Source organism: uncultured Veillonella sp., from assembly GCF_963543145.1.
In the GTDB taxonomy this organism is placed as follows: Bacteria; Bacillota; Negativicutes; order Veillonellales; family Veillonellaceae; genus Veillonella.
Genome location: NZ_CAUTZP010000008.1, coordinates 73,901 through 89,639 on the forward strand (window position 1 = coordinate 73,901; position 15,739 = coordinate 89,639).

Below are 15,739 nucleotides of genomic sequence, written 5' to 3' on the forward strand. Positions count from 1 at the left end.
CTAAATAGGAGGTAATGCTATGAGCTTGAACCTTAAAGAAAGATATGGACTTTTAATTAATAATGAATGGGTACCGGCATCTGATGGTGCTGAATTCAATGTATATAACCCTGCTAATGGCGAACAACTTGCTATTTGTGCAGAGGCTACGAAAGACGATGTTGATCGCGCTGTAGAGGCTGCTACAAAAGCTTTTAAAACTTGGAAAACTATTTCTCAAATAGAGCGCGCTGATTATTTATTAAAAATTGCGGATGCCATTGATGCTCACAAAGAGTACTTGGCACAAGTTGAAACATACGACAATGGTAAACCAATCCGTGAAACTTTGAATGTAGATATTCCGCTTGGTGCTGACCATTTCCGTTACTTCGCTGGTGTACTTCGTTCCGAAGAAGGCTCTGCACAAGTATTTGATGAAAATACATTGAGCCTCATCGTTCGCGAACCAATTGGCGTTGTAGGTCAAGTCGTGCCTTGGAACTTCCCGTTCCTAATGGCTGCTTGGAAATTAGCACCAGCTCTTGCAGCAGGTTGTACCGTTGTTATTAAACCTTCTAGTCATACATCCCTTAGCCTTTTAGCATTAGGCGATATTTTGAAAGATATCTTACCTGCTGGTGTTGTAAACATCATTACTGGTAAAGGTTCTAAATCTGGTCAGTACATCCTTGATCATCCTGGTTTCAGTAAGCTTGCTTTCACAGGTTCTACTGAAGTAGGTCTTGATGTATATAAGGCAGCATCTGAACGCTTGATTCCTGCTACATTGGAATTAGGTGGTAAGTCTGCGAATATCTTCTTTGAAGATGCAAACTGGAAACAAGCTCTTGATGGGGCAATGCTTGGCATCCTCTTCAACCAAGGCCAAGTATGCTGCGCAGGTTCTCGTATTTTCGTACAAGATACAATTTATGATAAATTCGTAGCTGAACTTTCCGCTTTATTTGATAAAGTAAAAGTTGGTTTACCTTGGGAAGAATCTACACAACTTGGTTCCTTGATTTACGAAGATCAAGTTAAGAAAGTACTTAGCTATGTAGACCTTGCTAAAGAAGAAGGCGCTCGCGTTGCAGCTGGTGGTGTACGTGTTACTGATGGCGAACTTGGTAAAGGTTGCTTCATTAGACCTACACTTATCGTAGATGCTACAAATGATATGCGCGTAGCTCGCGAAGAAATCTTCGGCCCTGTAGCTGTTGTTATTAAATTCCATAGCGAAGAAGAAGTTATCGCACAAGCTAATGACAGCTTATACGGCCTTGGCGGTGGTGTGTTTACACAAAACCTCAACCGTGCAATCCGCGTAGCTCGAGCAATTGAAACAGGTCGTATGTGGGTAAATACATATAACTCCATCCCAGCAGGCGCACCATTCGGTGGTTACAAACAATCTGGTATTGGCCGTGAAACTCACAAAGTTATCCTTGAACACTACACTCAAATGAAAAATATCATTATTAACTTGAGTGATAAACCATCTGGTTTCTATGACTTAGATTAATCAAATATAACTCTCTCCAATAAACATGGAAAAAAAGGTACCTCTAAGGAGGTGCCTTTTTTGCGTTATCATACTATTACTTAATTTTATTGTACTTAGTGCTCTCCGTTTCCTCTAAACCTAATTTTAAGAATCCAACAGGCAGTATAAGTGCGAGTGTAGGCTCCAAAGGTAAAGCTAGATCGACTACTCAATCTGCTATTTCTGATGGTATACTTACAGTAGATGGTAAATCAAAATCAACTTTAGAAAGGATTAGAAATAATGTTTGTTAATCCATGGCAGTTCTGTGTGGCAATCATTCTAATGATTTTTGGATCATATTTAATTGTATTTCGTTTTTGGTGTCGTCGAAAAGGTATTTCCGTAGAGATTTTATCAGTTAAGCCTAGAATCATTAAAGAACTTCCTAATTTTACAGTTATTTATGGATATGATGTTAAGTATCTATTAAATGGTGTAGAATCTACAGCTCAAAGCCTAGAGTTTTACATTACAGTATTGGTTCCAGGGCCGATGATCCCTTATAGTACAACGGGTAGATTACTGCATAATGGAAAGGTGAGCCTTGATAAGGTGAAAACCAATATGACATATGGCATTGTATTATGGGTGTTTTCCCTTATTTTCTTGGCTGAGTTATGTTGATAGTTCTTTAATTATTAATTGTTCAACTATAGATAAGGCTTTATATCTATATTTATATATGTATATATGTATAGTTGATTGTTATAGTCAGTCATATATATGTTACATGCAAAATAAGGAGAAGTAGATTAATGCATCCTATTTCCATTGAAAAATTGTACAATCTTCAATATGATTTGTTGCCAATTTATGATAAAAAAATCCTATTAAAGAACATCGCGAAAATATATTCTTTAGAATTGATTGGATTTAAAGAGTTTACTGCTTTTGAAAAATCCATATATACGGCTGTATATCGTTCTAATGATGGTATAGAGTTTATCTTTGTTCCTGGTGATACCATTAAGTTAGGTCTTAATTTTGAAAACAAACGGTTGCAAGATATTTTTAATGACGAAAATCTAGCGGAACTTGTTTATCCATTTGTAGATGGATACGAGGATAAAATTTACAATGAAGAGGATGTTCTAACTAAGATAAAAGATACATTAGCGGATGAAGAAATAGTATCTAACATAGAAAATTATATTACGCATAATTTTACTCAAGAGGGGGAGTTTGTTATACCCCCATTGTTAGTACAAAAAGAGTATAGTGAGACCTGTTGGGTACCTATTCCAGATGAGAAGCTGGCACAAAATAAAGATTGGCAGCAAATGATAGAAAAAGCCAAAAGAGACGGCCTTTCTGAAGTGCTGGTGCATAACACTGTTTGTTTATATAAAAAAGACGATAGCAATTGGTGTGGAAAAGTTTATGAAGAAAACACATTTAAGAAACTTTTACAGGATTTGAAAGATAATGGATACTCCCTTCCTACACCGAGAGAGTGGGAGTATTTAGCTGGCAAAGGTTGTAGAACTATTTTCCCGTGGGGGAACAATATAGATTTCTCTATGAATTTAAAACATATGGAGTGGATGGATAATGATGGGGAGTATACATTAGAAAATGAAAACTTTTTTGGCCTTGTTATAGGTGATGATCCATATTGTAGAGAAATTGTATATGATAATGATGTGGTTTCCTATAAAGGTGGAGACGGTGGCCGCAATATATGTGGTGGGTTAGGTGTTGTGTGGGGATATTTTCCTGTTTCACCATATTTTCAAGATAGTGAAATGGAAATAGGCGATTATATAAATGGTGGATATGATTTCTTTAGGAGAGTCATAAGGGTTGATACTGATAGTATGAAATGATGTTGCATATAATAATTTAGATGATTAAATGGTAAGATTTTTTCATAAATAAAATAGGCGCCTCTTAGGAGGCGCCTGTTTTATTAGTACTGAGACAAACGGAATATTCTTCTATACTCTTCCGGTGAATCAGAACCATCAGATGGTTTTATAATGACTCTAATAAATATTTTTTCTTTGAAATCTGGATAGGTGTTAGCATATTCTTTGCTGAATTGATTCATACGATTGTAAAAACTTGCTACATCTTGGTTTTGTATGGCTGAATAAGGGATAGGCATTTCAATATACAAGGTGGATGTATCATATGTGGCATAGGATAACTCCTCTGCTGTTATATAGTTTTTCATTAGTGGAAATACAGTTATCAACGGAATGTTGGTTATTAGTATTCGATCAACTTGTGGTACAACTGGTGCCGAGGTGTGCATGACTTCAGATATTTCAATGGGCATTTGTGGATATTTGTCAAAGGTAACTTGCCATGTATGATTCCGTTGTGATTCTAGGTGATACGTCAGATTAGGATAGTTCTTATTTATATATTGTTGTACTTCATCCTCACTGTAATGGGAGAGAATATGACAACCTGTTGTTATTATGAGGGAGAATATAATTAATGGTAATAACACAAATCGTTTAAGAGTAAGTGGTTTCATTGTATATTCCTTTTATAATGCTCTTAAAAGTTTAGTAACATTGTAAATGCTTAAAGAGTATCCATTAATTTGTTTGGCTTTTTAGAAGTTATTTTAATTATATTATACCTAAATTATATTTTTTCTTATAGAGTTGATTAGGATTCATGAATATATGTATTAGAAAATACATTTGATGTAATAGCTTTCACCATTGAAATATGGTATACTATTCTAACGCGCATAATTCGTGCGCGATAGGAGGAAACACATTTAGATGTTAGAAAAATTTGAACAATTAATGATTAGCGAACCTGTTCTAAGAGCGTTAAACGATATGGGCTTTGAAGAGCCTACGCCAATTCAACAGGAAGCTATCCCAGTAGCCATGAGCGGTAAAGACATGATTGGTCAAGCTCAAACAGGTACTGGTAAGACAGCAGCATTTGGCTTGCCTGTATTGGAACGCGTAGACGGGAATGAGCGTCACGTTCAAGTAGTTATTTTATCCCCTACACGAGAATTAGCTATCCAAGTAGCTGAAGAGCTTAATAAAATGGCTCAATATACGAATATCACAGCACTACCTATTTACGGTGGTCAAGATATTAATCGTCAGTTCCGTGCCTTGAAAAAGAACCCACAAATCATCGTTGCCACTCCAGGCCGATTGATGGACCATATGGATCGTGGTTCTATCCATTTTGACCATGTGAAAGTAGTGGTATTGGACGAAGCAGACGAAATGTTAAACATGGGCTTTGTTGATGATATCAATAAAATCTTGGGTGCTATCCCAGAAGACCATCAAACATTGTTGTTCTCCGCAACTATGCCTAAAGCTATCCAACAATTAGCTGAAACATATTTGACAGAGCCAACATTGATTCGTATGAAACCGACTCAAGTAACGATGGACTTAATTGAACAATATTATATCGAAGTGCAAGACCGTCAAAAATTCGATGTTCTTTGCCGCTTATTCGATATCCAAACACCTGAACTTGCTATTATCTTTACACGTACTAAACGTCGTGTTGATGAAGTAACTGAAGGTTTAAAAAAACGTGGTTACATGGCGGAAGGTATCCATGGCGATTTGTCCCAACAAAAACGAGACAGCGTAATTCGCCAATTCCGCGAAGGTACCATTGATATTCTCGTGGCTACTGATGTGGCAGCTCGTGGTCTTGATATTTCTGGCGTATCTCACGTATATAACTACGATATGCCTCAAGATCCTGAAAGCTACACGCACCGCGTAGGTCGTACAGGCCGTGCTGGTAAAGCTGGTCAAGCTTTCACGTTCGTTATCCCTCGTGAAATGGAGCATTTACATGCTATCGAGCGTTTAACAAAACGTAAAATCGCACGCCGTCGTGCACCTTCCTTAGGTGAAGTTCTTGAAGGTCAACAACGTTTGGCAATTGAAAGCCTTGTTGAAATGACAGATAATTTAGAAGCATTAGCGCCATTCAAAGCGAGTGCAGAGGAATTGTTAAATGATACAGATTCCGTAACGTTATTGGCAGCAGCTCTTAAATTGTTAACAAAAGAACCAGATACGACTCCTGTAAATATTACAGAAGAAAAACCATTACGCGTACGCCGTCGCCGTGAAGGTGGCCACCGCCGTCGTGATGGTGACCGTCGTAGAGATAGTGATCGCCGCCGTGACGGAGATCGTCGTCGCGATGACCGACCTCGTCGCAGCCGTGATGACCGCAGAGGTGAACGTCGTGATGACCGCCGCAGAGATGATCGTAGATCTGATCGTCCACGTGGTGATAGAAAACCTCGTCATCAAGGTGAAGGTTTCAAACCTTACTTTAAAGACTAATAGAATGTGGATTGCTTACGAGCAATCCACATTTTTTATTACTTAATAGTTAATACTATCTATCTTGATAAGTATTAAGAGTTTTGATATAATAAATAATAATTATTTCTTGTAAATGGTCGATAATGACCTATGCCTTAGAGATTTCCAAGTGGAGAAAGGTAGATTATTATGGATATCGCACAAATTTTGCGTAGCCAAGGGTTTAAAGTAACCCCACAACGTATTGCGATTTATGATGCTTTGCGTGGTCATCATGATCATCCCACAGCAGAGATGTTGTATCATACGTTGCGCCCTGAACATCCAAGCATGAGCTTGGCTACAGTGTACAAGACGATGGAGATTTTTGAAAAAATCGGTCTTGTAAAAATCTTAGAAGTTGGTGATGAGCGCGCTCATTACGACTGGGATACACAAGCTCATTCTCATATCCGTTGCATTCGTTGCAATAAGGTAGAAGATATGATGGGCATTGATTTGCAAGCTATTAGAACGATTGCGGATCAAGGTAGCGAGTACCAAATCACAGGTCAACATATTACCTTTGAAGGTGTGTGCCCTGAGTGTGCAAAAAAAGAAAGCCATTAATAGATAACCCCTGTCGATGAAGGGCTCCTTCACGGTAGGGGTTTTATTAGTTATTTCTATGGGACATTTTTTTAGTTAGTATTCAGTTAGTATTCAGTTAGCATTCAGTTAGTATTCAGTTAGTATTCTATTAGTATTCAATTAGTAATTAGCAATAAGATTTACGAATCATATATAAAGGAGAATTATGTTTGTCATCGGTAGTCACTTATCAATTAGCAAAGGTTATTTAAATATGGGAAAGGAAGCTACAAAGATTGGAGGTAATACATTCCAATACTTCACCCGTAATCCTCGTGGCGGTAGTATGCGTGCTCTTGATGTAGAAGATATGAATAGCTTGAGTGCGTATATGAAAGAACATAACTTTGGTACCGTGTTAGCTCACGCGCCATATACGTATAATCCGTGTGCTGCAAAAGAAGATTTGCGGGCCTTTGCAAAACAAGCCATGATGGAAGACTTAGAACGGATGGAATATTTACCAGGCCAAATGTATAACTTTCACCCAGGCAGTCATGTGAAGCAAGGTGTAGACCAAGGCATCGAATACATCGTAGAATGTTTGAACGAAATCTTATTCCCTGGCATGAAGACAACCGTTCTCTTAGAAGTCATGGCCGGTAAAGGAACAGAAATTGGTTCTCGCTTTGAAGAGATTGCGCGCATCATCGACGGTGTAAAATTAAAAGAATACATGGGCGTATGTGTTGATACATGCCATATCCACGAAGGTGGTTATGATATCGTCAATAATCTCGATGGTGTTATCGATGAATTTGACCGTATTGTAGGCTTAGACCGTTTGAAAGCCATTCACTTAAATGACTCTAAAAATCCTATGGGCGCTCATAAAGATCGTCATGAAAAAATCGGGGAAGGTCACATCGGTATTGATGCTATCGCTCGTATTGTGACACATCCTAAATTGACGAACTTGCCATTCTATTTGGAAACGCCAAATGAACTCGATGGGTATGCAAAAGAAATTGCTATGTTGCGCTCCATTGTAGAGAATCAATAATTAAGTGATTAATAATTTAGTTATATAATAGATTATATAACTACTCGTATTACGAGTACGATATAACCATCTAAATATTATAAGTGTAAGGAATAGAAGAACTGGAAAGGGGGACAAAATGCGTTTGTTACATACTGCCGATTGGCATTTAGGACGTATTTTTTATGGTCAGTACTTAACAGATGACCAAGCTCATGTGTTGGAGAATCAGTTCTTTACTATTTTGAAAGATGAAAAAATTGATGGCATATTGCTAGCAGGGGATATTTTTGATAGAGCAGTGCCACCTATTGAAGCTGTTGAGTTGTGGGACTCTATTATTACTCGTCTAGCTATGGATTATAAGGTGCCACTCTTCGTGGTGAGTGGTAATCACGATGGGGCAGAACGGCTTGAAGTGGGACGCTCAATGCTGAGTCAATCAGGTATCCATATTTGGGGATCTCCACATCACGCATTACAACCCTTTGAATTTGAAGGCCCTGATGGAAAAGTGGCTATTTGCCCTATGCCTTTTAGCGAGCCACGTCGCATTGGGGATGCATTAGGGTTAGGTGTCAATGAATCGAAGCCGTCTGATGAGGATATATTTGAAGGTTCACTATTTTCCTATGTAGAGACGTGTGAACATGAAGAACCTAGCCTCAATCTACATAATTATGACCAAATGTATCAGGCTTGGAGTAACCGTTTGCGAAATCAAGTGCCAAAGGGGATGCGTAGCATTGCCATTAGTCATGCCTTTGTGATGGGCGGTGAAGTAGGTGGCTCAGAACGTACCTTGTCTGTAGGTGGTAGTGAACAGGTTAGTCCCCAAGTTTTTAAAGACTTTCACTATACAGCATTAGGACATTTGCATGGCCCGCAACGGATGGGGGCGGACTATATTCGCTATAGCGGCTCGCCTTTAAAATATTCCTTTGATGAGCATACGCAGAAGAAGTCTTTTACCATCATTGATATGGATACAAAAGGTAACGTAGATATTAGCACCATTCCTGTAGAAGCGAAACGCGACGTTGTCATCTTGGAAGGCTATTTTGAAGACTTGCTAAATAATAAGGAATTACAGGCTAAGCATAAAGATGATTATGTGCAGGCACGCCTCCTTGATACGATGCCCGTTATGGATGGCATGGCTAAGTTGCGCCAGGTCTACAATCGCTGTATGACCATTGACCTTGTGGGTCGTGTAACAGCGCCTATAGCTGACATGGGAGATGCAGTTTTTAAAGAGTTAAACGAGCGTGAATTATTTAATCAATTTGCCGAAACGGTGTGGAAAGAACCTTTAACAGAACGTGAGCAACAATACATCAACTCTGTATGGGATCGAATTCTAAAGGAGAACTAAATGAAGCCTATATCTTTAACTATAGAAGCCTTTGGTCCGTACCGTGATTTGGTTACTTTGGATTTTAGTGCACTCCGAGATCACTCTATGTTTCTTATCTCTGGTCCTACGGGGGCAGGGAAAACATCTATACTAGATGCCATGGTGTATGCCTTATATGGCGAACCTAGTGGGGAAGTGCGAAAAACAGATGCTATTCGCAGTGATTTTGCAGAACCTGAACGTATGACGCGTGTTGACTTTTCCTTTGCCATCGGTGAGGCTCAGTATCGTGTTGAAAGATTGCCGAAACAATGGGTAGCTAAAAAACGCGGTACTGGTATGCGTGAACAGAATGCTAGTGCCACTGTATACGAAATGAAAGATGGTGAGTGGAAGGTTATCGCCACCTCTGCGGCTGCTATTCGCGATACGATTCAGCGAATCATAGGTTTTCGAAAGGATCAATTTTTACAAGTGGTACTACTACCACAAGGGGAGTTCCGAAAATTACTAGTTGCCTCTACCAACGAGCGTGAGGAATTACTACACACTCTCTTTAGAACGGAGCTATACCGAAAATTACAAGAGGCTCTCAAAGCCGCTTATGATGATGCAAAAGCAGGGATTGAGGCAAATCTGACAAAACAAGCTACGTTGATACAGTCTATTCCTCATGATGAGGATACTCTAGTGCTGACTGCCCAACATGTACGTGAATTGTTAGCGAATCGAATACCTTATCGTGATGGACTTGTTGTAAAACGCGATGAGGCTGTTACCGAGGTAGAGCAGTTCAATGCATTGCGTAAAGAGTGGGCCCTATATAATCAGGCGCAACAATCTCTTGATGAGGCTACGTCTAAATTAGATTTGGTAAAAGCAAGAGAAGGGGAGCGTTCTAGCTTACAAGAAAAAGTCCAGTTCCTCTCTTCTTTAACGCCAAGCTATGAGCTATACAAAGAGTTTAGTGATAAACAGGCTGTATTAAAAACCTTGGAAAAGGCACTTTCAGATGCGAAAAAAGGGGTAGAAATTGCATCTCAACATGAGTCTAAATGTACAGAGGCTCATGAAGTGTTAGTATCTCAAGCTGAAACTATACAAGCTAAGAGGACTACATTGGCGCAACTCCGACAACAGTCAGAGAAATTTGATGAGTTAGCACTGCTAAATCAGGAATTGACCACATTAAAGAGTAACTTAGAAGCACAGGACCGAGAGAAAAGTGACGCTGAGTTACAGGCACAGCACAAGCTAGTAGCTGATTTAGAGGCTGCCTTAGTTGAAGCGAGAAAACAGTTTCTAGCTAATAGCGAAGCATTAAAGTCTATTCCTCATATACAAGAACAGTTGAGTCAGTTGCAACGATATTCTGAATTATTAGCACAGAAACAGAAGCTTCAAAACGATATTGATGCTAAAGACCGGTCTTTAGTGGCTATCGATGAATCTGTAAAGAACTCTAAAGTACAGCTTGAGCGTTTAGAACATTTGATGGCAGAGGGGAGAGCTTTTGAACTTGTTCATTTGGTAGTAGATAATGAGCCTTGTCCTGTATGTGGTTCTACAGAGCATCCACAGTTAGCATCCAAGCCTGAGTTATATCCTACTAAAGAGGAAATAGAAGCGTCTCGTACGTTACGTGATGCGGAGTTACAAAAGCAGGCCAGCGAAATTGGTCAGAAAGAAACGTTAGTAATTCGTCTACATGAGTTAGAGGCGGAGGTTAAAGACCAAGTTTCTAAACTTAAATCATCCATTGATGATTTTTCGGAAGACACATTTGATTCTATTCAACAAGACTTGCTATCCCGAATGGACCGGCTCGCAGCTTTGCGTAGCGATACTGAACAGTTGAGCAAAACTATAGCTACAAATGAGGATGAACTGAGAGGGGTCAAAGAAAAATTAGGGAAATTAGAGAATGCTCATAAGGAATTACTTGAAAGCTTGCATGACTTAGAGATTCAGATGAGTTCTGTACAAGCTAAGATTGATGCGGTATCTAAAATCTTGCCAACTATAGATCTTGATGCATGGCAGAAACAGATTGTATCGTTAGAGACTGAAATCAACGTATATGATGAGCAAGTAGAGGTTTGTAAAACAAATTTAGAGGCTGCTCGAGAGCAGCTCAATGCTAAGCGTGGGCGTTTAGAAACCTTATCTGCCCAAGTGGAAGAAGAAACCAACAACCTTGATGTAACACATAAGGAATACATAAAATCATTACAATCGACTTCTCTATCTGAAGATGATTTCCTAGAGGTGTTAGGTGAGTATAAGGATTTAGATACCTTTAGAGCTGAACTACACGGATTAGACGAGGCTTTCAATAAAGCTCAAGCTGTATATGAGGTGGCGTTAAAGACGGCGGAATCTATAGTTGAGCCTCGTGATACAGTAAGTGATGAGGTGTATGATGCGGCGGTAGAACGTAGAGATACCCTGGTAGGCAATCTAGCGGCATGGGATAAAGAGACGATACATATTGAGACTACATTAGCATCATTAGAAGAGCTTGACCTAGCTATGGGTGAAGCTCGTAATGAAGTAGAGTTCCTGGGCCGTTTAAATGACCTCGCTAATGGTGGTGAACAAGGATTTAAAAATGTAACCTTTGAACGATATGTGCTAGGTGCTATTTTAGATGAAGTTGTGTATGCGGCCAATTTACGACTTCAAAAGATGAGTCGTAGCCGTTATTCCTTGGAGCGGTCCGATTATACGGGTGGTGGACGAGGTAAACAAGGTCTTGATTTGGCAGTTATGGATGCTTTCACAGGTCAATCAAGACCAGCGAATACATTGTCTGGTGGGGAAACCTTTTTGGCGTCGATGGCCCTTGCCTTAGGTCTAGCCGATGTCATTCAAAGTTATGCTGGCGGTATTCATATGGATACGATGTTCATTGACGAAGGTTTTGGCACGCTCGATCCAGATACATTAGAACTTGCCATGGAAACATTGGTACAGTTACAATCTTCTGGACGCCTCATCGGCATGATTTCTCATGTCCCTGAATTAAAGACACGTATACCTGCTCATTTAGAGGTCACTCGTGGTGACGATGGCAGTACGGCAAAATTTGTGATTAACTAGCTATAGAATTATAAAATGTGATACTATTAAAAGAGGATAATTCCTACAAAAACATACTGGAATTAATTAAGGAGGTCCTATGAAGTTTTCATTTGCTCATAATAATATAAATGTTAAGGATCTTGATAAAAGTCTAGCCTTCTATAAAGAGGCTTTATTACTTGAGGAATCTCGCCGTTTGGAAGACCCAAGTGGTGCTTTTACTTTAGTATATTTAAAAAGTCCACATACGGCTCATGAATTAGAGCTTACATGGTTGCGCGACTGGGATCGCCCTTATAATTTAGGGGACAATGAATTCCATTTGGCATTTTATGTAGATGACTACGAAGCAGCTCTTAAAAAGCATAAAGAAATGGGCGTTGTAGCCTATGAAAATGCTGACATGGGCATTTATTTCATTGCGGATCCAGATGGATATTGGACAGAAATTATTCCGGCGGGTAAATATTAATGGAATATATGTTAACCCGTTTGGAGTGGTTAGTTGGACCCGATAAGATTCAAACATTAAAGAATACATCTATCGCACTCTTTGGTGTCGGTGGCGTAGGTGGTGGTGCTTTAGAAGCGCTAGTTCGTGCCGGTGTGGGGCGTATCGTCATTATTGACGGTGACTCCATTGCTCCGAGTAATTTGAACCGCCAAATGATTACGACTCATGACACTATTGGTGAGCGTAAGGTAGAGGTAGCAAGGGCGCGAGCTCTTTCTATTAATCCTGATGTGGTGATAGAAACTCATGATATTATGTATACTGAGGAAAGCTGTCCTGGATTTATTCAAAGTTTAAACGTTGATTATGTTATCGATGCTATAGACATGGTAACGGCAAAACTTAATATTATTGAGGTTTGTCAGCGTGAAAGCATCCCTGTTATTTCTTGTATGGGCGGCGGTAATCGTTTTTATCCAGAAAAACTTATGATTGCTGATATCAATAAGTCCCATACATGTCCTCTCGCTCGCGTTATGCGTCGAGAACTCAAAAAACGGGGCATAAAAAAACAATTAGTTTTATTTTCTACAGAAAAACCGACAAAACCACAGTTCCGCGGAGAAGCAACAAGCCCTGGAACATGTAGCTTTGTGCCCCCAGTGGCAGGTTTTATATTAGCAGCACATGTGTTGCGTACAATTTTGGAGGTACCTGAACAATGAAAAAAGCAAAAATCCATATGGCTGACGGCGGCGATATTGTAATTGAATTATTTGATAAAGAAGCACCTGGCACAGTACAAAACTTTATTGACTTGATCAACAAAGGTTTCTACAATGGCCTTCGTTTCCACCGTGTAATCCCTGGCTTCGTAGCTCAAGGCGGTTGCCCTAATGGCAATGGTACAGGTGGTCCTGGCTACACAATTAAAGATGAATTAATTGGTAACCCTCATAAACATGAACGCGGTGCATTGTCTATGGCTCACCGTGGTCCTAATACTGGTGGTAGCCAATTCTTTATCGTATACGAACCACAACCTCATTTAGATGGTGTACATACAGTATTTGGTAAAGTAATTGAAGGTATGGACGTAGTTGATGGTATCCACCAAGGTGCTATCATGGAAACTGTTGAAGTAATCGAAGGTTAATCTCATGAATGATGTATCTATTAAACATCCGGAGTGGCTATATATCGATGTAAACGGTGAAACGTCACATGGTTACGACCAAGAGTGGTTCACAGACGAGTGGCAACGCTTATCTGGTTGTGGGCCTACAACGGCCTCACAAGTGTTGGGCTATTCACAATTTAGGGATGGCTTATTAGATCTAAATACAACATCCGATCAAACACTCGCATTAGAACGGATGAACTTAGTTTGGAAATATGTAAAACCACGCTTTGGTGGTGGCGTATATAAAACACAATGGATGGAACGTGGTCTTATCCGCTTACTAGAGGATGAAAACTTGCCTTATGATGTGCATATGCTGAATGTATCTCCTTTCTGTGCATCTCGCGTAGAGGTGGAAGCAGCAGCTCAGTTTATTCATGATGGATTGGCACAAGATGTACCCGTTGCATTTTTGAATCGTCATAAAGGGAAAGAAAAAGCTCTCTACACATGGCATTGGGTTCCAATTCACAAAATATTTATGGATGGCGATGATATTCGTTGTGGCATCTTTGATGAAGGTGAAATCCGTGATTTCTCTTTGGCGAATTGGATGAAAGATACCATTCTAGGTGGTGGTTTCTGTTATATTAGCCGTAAAGGTTAAATAATAGAGCAATTAACGTAATATACATACGCATCGTAGGATTCTACGGTGCGTATTGTAGTATAAAAGTAGGAGGTACTACATGAGTCAATGGATTACTGAGGAACAAACACCTCATTTACGTCTAAGTGCTGAAGCGGAAGAAGTGCTTTACTCTGGGGAATCTGAGTTCCAAAAAATTGAAGTCTTTAAATCTAAAGAGTATGGTATGATGCTCGCTTTAGATGGTGTATTCCAAACATCTGAGCGAGAAGAGTTTATTTATCATGAAATGATGAGTCATATTCCTTTGTTCTTGCATCCTAATCCTGAACGGGTGTTGATCATCGGTGGCGGTGATGGTGGTGTAGCTAGAGAATGCGTACGTCATGATTGCGTAAAAGAAGTAACTATGGTTGAAATCGATGGTAAAGTTGTGGAGCTTGCTAAACAATACTTGCCAACTATTGCAAAAGCAATGATTGAAAACCATCCTAAATTGACTGTAAAAATTGGCGATGGTATTGGTTTTATGGCAGAGGCGGAAGATTACTATGATGTAATTATCGTAGACTGCTCTGACCCTATCGGCCCAGGTGAAGGTCTGTTTACAGAAGAGTTCTATAAGAATACACTGAAAGCTCTTAAAGCAGATGGTTTGTTTGTGCAACAAACAGAATCTCCGATGTTACATCAACCATTAGTGGAAAAAGTATTTGGGTATGTAAATAATCATTTCCCAATTGCACGTTTATATACTGCATTTATTCCAATTTACCCTGCCGGTATGCATTGCTTCACATTGGGTTCTAAAACATTTGATCCATTAACATGGACACCGAACCGTGAACAAACCTTTGAAACTAAGTACTATAATGAGGAAATTCAAAAAGCTGCTTTTGCATTGCCAAATTTTGTAAAAAACTATTTGCCAAGTAAGTAAATAATATGTATAATAGGGAAGCACCATTCGAGAGGCGTTAGCTTCCGAATTGCTTCCTTATTTATATGAGGAAAAAGAGTTTATATTAGAGAAAATACGTTTTTTTATTTCGATTGTAAAAGTTAAATGAAATTGAGAAAAAAGGTGTTGACACAAATCTCGAGAAAAGATATAATTCTCTTTGTTACGAAGACAATGTCTTCGATACCTACAAGGTGGTGGGTATGGTGAAGCGGTTAACACGGCGGATTGTGGCTCCGTTACGCGTGGGTTCGATCCCCACTACTCACCCCATAACCTACACATCATAATCACTGTAGGGGTGTCGCCAAGTGGTAAGGCAACGGACTTTGACTCCGTTATGCGCTGGTTCGATCCCAGCCACCCCTGCCAACATGACTCACTAGCTCAGTTGGCAGAGCACCTGACTTTTAATCAGGGTGTCCCGCGTTCGAGTCGCGGGTGAGTCACCAAATTAAAACTCACAAACTTCGGTTTGTGAGTTTTCTATCTCTATTCATAGAGTATTTGGTTATGATTGTAAGTATAAAATCTATGAAAAATAAATCGAAAAAATCTTTGAAAAAGAGGTTGACGATTTGGGATTAGATTGATATACTATACAAGTCGTTAGGGCTTAGAACTAACGTAACAGATCTTTGAAAACTGAACAATGATAGGTAATCAATCATATGATTGAACATAT

Annotated in this window: 14 protein-coding genes and 3 tRNA genes; 16 read left to right on the forward strand and 1 reads right to left on the reverse strand. The window is 39.4% G+C overall.

Annotated elements, in window-relative coordinates; genetic code table 11:
• The first annotated feature begins 19 nt into the window (after window positions 1-19).
• The 3 genes from RWZ05_RS05150 (at window position 20) to RWZ05_RS05160 (ending at window position 3,354) form a co-directional block, all read left to right on the forward strand.
• Window positions 20-1,504: an aldehyde dehydrogenase family protein gene (locus RWZ05_RS05150; RefSeq protein ID WP_314642736.1), complete on the forward strand. Its 1,485-nt coding sequence runs from the start codon at window positions 20-22 to the stop codon at window positions 1,502-1,504.
• A gap of 264 nt (window positions 1,505-1,768) precedes the next feature.
• Window positions 1,769-2,152 (forward strand): hypothetical protein, encoded by a 384-nt coding sequence (locus RWZ05_RS05155; RefSeq protein WP_314642738.1) that lies wholly within the window; start codon window positions 1,769-1,771, stop codon window positions 2,150-2,152.
• A 131-nt stretch (window positions 2,153-2,283) separates the two neighbouring features.
• On the forward strand, window positions 2,284-3,354 hold the full coding sequence (locus RWZ05_RS05160; RefSeq protein ID WP_314642739.1) for a hypothetical protein: 1,071 nt from the start codon (window positions 2,284-2,286) through the stop codon (window positions 3,352-3,354).
• 83 nt (window positions 3,355-3,437) lie between these two features.
• Here RWZ05_RS05160 and RWZ05_RS05165 read toward each other — a convergent pair whose 3' ends face one another.
• Entirely contained in the window at window positions 3,438-4,013 is a 576-nt protein-coding gene (locus RWZ05_RS05165) for a hypothetical protein (protein ID WP_314642740.1), read from the reverse strand.
• Between the two features lie 256 nt (window positions 4,014-4,269).
• Between RWZ05_RS05165 and RWZ05_RS05170 the strand changes: the two genes are divergently transcribed.
• The 13 genes from RWZ05_RS05170 to RWZ05_RS05230 all read left to right on the forward strand — a co-directional run bounded on the left by RWZ05_RS05170 (window position 4,270) and on the right by RWZ05_RS05230 (window position 15,506).
• Window positions 4,270-5,832, forward strand: coding sequence for a DEAD/DEAH box helicase (locus tag RWZ05_RS05170; protein ID WP_314642742.1), 1,563 nt, complete (start codon window positions 4,270-4,272; stop codon window positions 5,830-5,832).
• A gap of 171 nt (window positions 5,833-6,003) precedes the next feature.
• Window positions 6,004-6,423 (forward strand): Fur family transcriptional regulator, encoded by a 420-nt coding sequence (locus tag RWZ05_RS05175; protein WP_314642744.1) that lies wholly within the window; start codon window positions 6,004-6,006, stop codon window positions 6,421-6,423.
• Between the two features lie 187 nt (window positions 6,424-6,610).
• Window positions 6,611-7,447, forward strand: a complete 837-nt coding sequence (locus tag RWZ05_RS05180; RefSeq protein ID WP_314642745.1) for a deoxyribonuclease IV — start codon at window positions 6,611-6,613, stop codon at window positions 7,445-7,447.
• Window positions 7,448-7,565: 118 nt separating this feature from the next.
• Complete coding sequence (locus RWZ05_RS05185; RefSeq protein ID WP_314642747.1) at window positions 7,566-8,801, forward strand: exonuclease SbcCD subunit D; 1,236 nt, start codon at window positions 7,566-7,568, stop codon at window positions 8,799-8,801.
• Complete coding sequence (locus tag RWZ05_RS05190; RefSeq protein ID WP_314642748.1) at window positions 8,802-11,885, forward strand: SMC family ATPase; 3,084 nt, start codon at window positions 8,802-8,804, stop codon at window positions 11,883-11,885.
• 79 nt (window positions 11,886-11,964) lie between these two features.
• Window positions 11,965-12,339, forward strand: coding sequence for a VOC family protein (locus RWZ05_RS05195; protein ID WP_298709957.1), 375 nt, complete (start codon window positions 11,965-11,967; stop codon window positions 12,337-12,339).
• Window positions 12,339-13,046: a tRNA threonylcarbamoyladenosine dehydratase gene (locus RWZ05_RS05200; RefSeq protein ID WP_314642750.1), complete on the forward strand. Its 708-nt coding sequence runs from the start codon at window positions 12,339-12,341 to the stop codon at window positions 13,044-13,046. The genes RWZ05_RS05195 and RWZ05_RS05200 overlap by 1 nt, the downstream gene beginning before the upstream one ends.
• A complete protein-coding gene (locus tag RWZ05_RS05205) occupies window positions 13,043-13,477 on the forward strand; it encodes a peptidylprolyl isomerase (protein ID WP_005385683.1) in 435 nt (144 codons plus the stop codon). The genes RWZ05_RS05200 and RWZ05_RS05205 overlap by 4 nt, the downstream gene beginning before the upstream one ends.
• Before the next feature lie 4 nt (window positions 13,478-13,481).
• On the forward strand, window positions 13,482-14,111 hold the full coding sequence (locus RWZ05_RS05210) for a hypothetical protein (RefSeq protein WP_314642752.1): 630 nt from the start codon (window positions 13,482-13,484) through the stop codon (window positions 14,109-14,111).
• Between the two features lie 82 nt (window positions 14,112-14,193).
• On the forward strand, window positions 14,194-15,033 hold the full coding sequence (gene speE / locus RWZ05_RS05215; RefSeq protein WP_314642753.1) for a polyamine aminopropyltransferase: 840 nt from the start codon (window positions 14,194-14,196) through the stop codon (window positions 15,031-15,033).
• Window positions 15,034-15,251: 218 nt separating this feature from the next.
• Window positions 15,252-15,327, forward strand: a tRNA-His gene (locus RWZ05_RS05220).
• Window positions 15,328-15,351: 24 nt separating this feature from the next.
• Window positions 15,352-15,426 (forward strand) — tRNA-Gln (locus RWZ05_RS05225).
• 4 nt (window positions 15,427-15,430) lie between these two features.
• A tRNA-Lys gene (locus RWZ05_RS05230) sits at window positions 15,431-15,506 on the forward strand.
• Window positions 15,507-15,739: the final 233 nt, after the last annotated feature.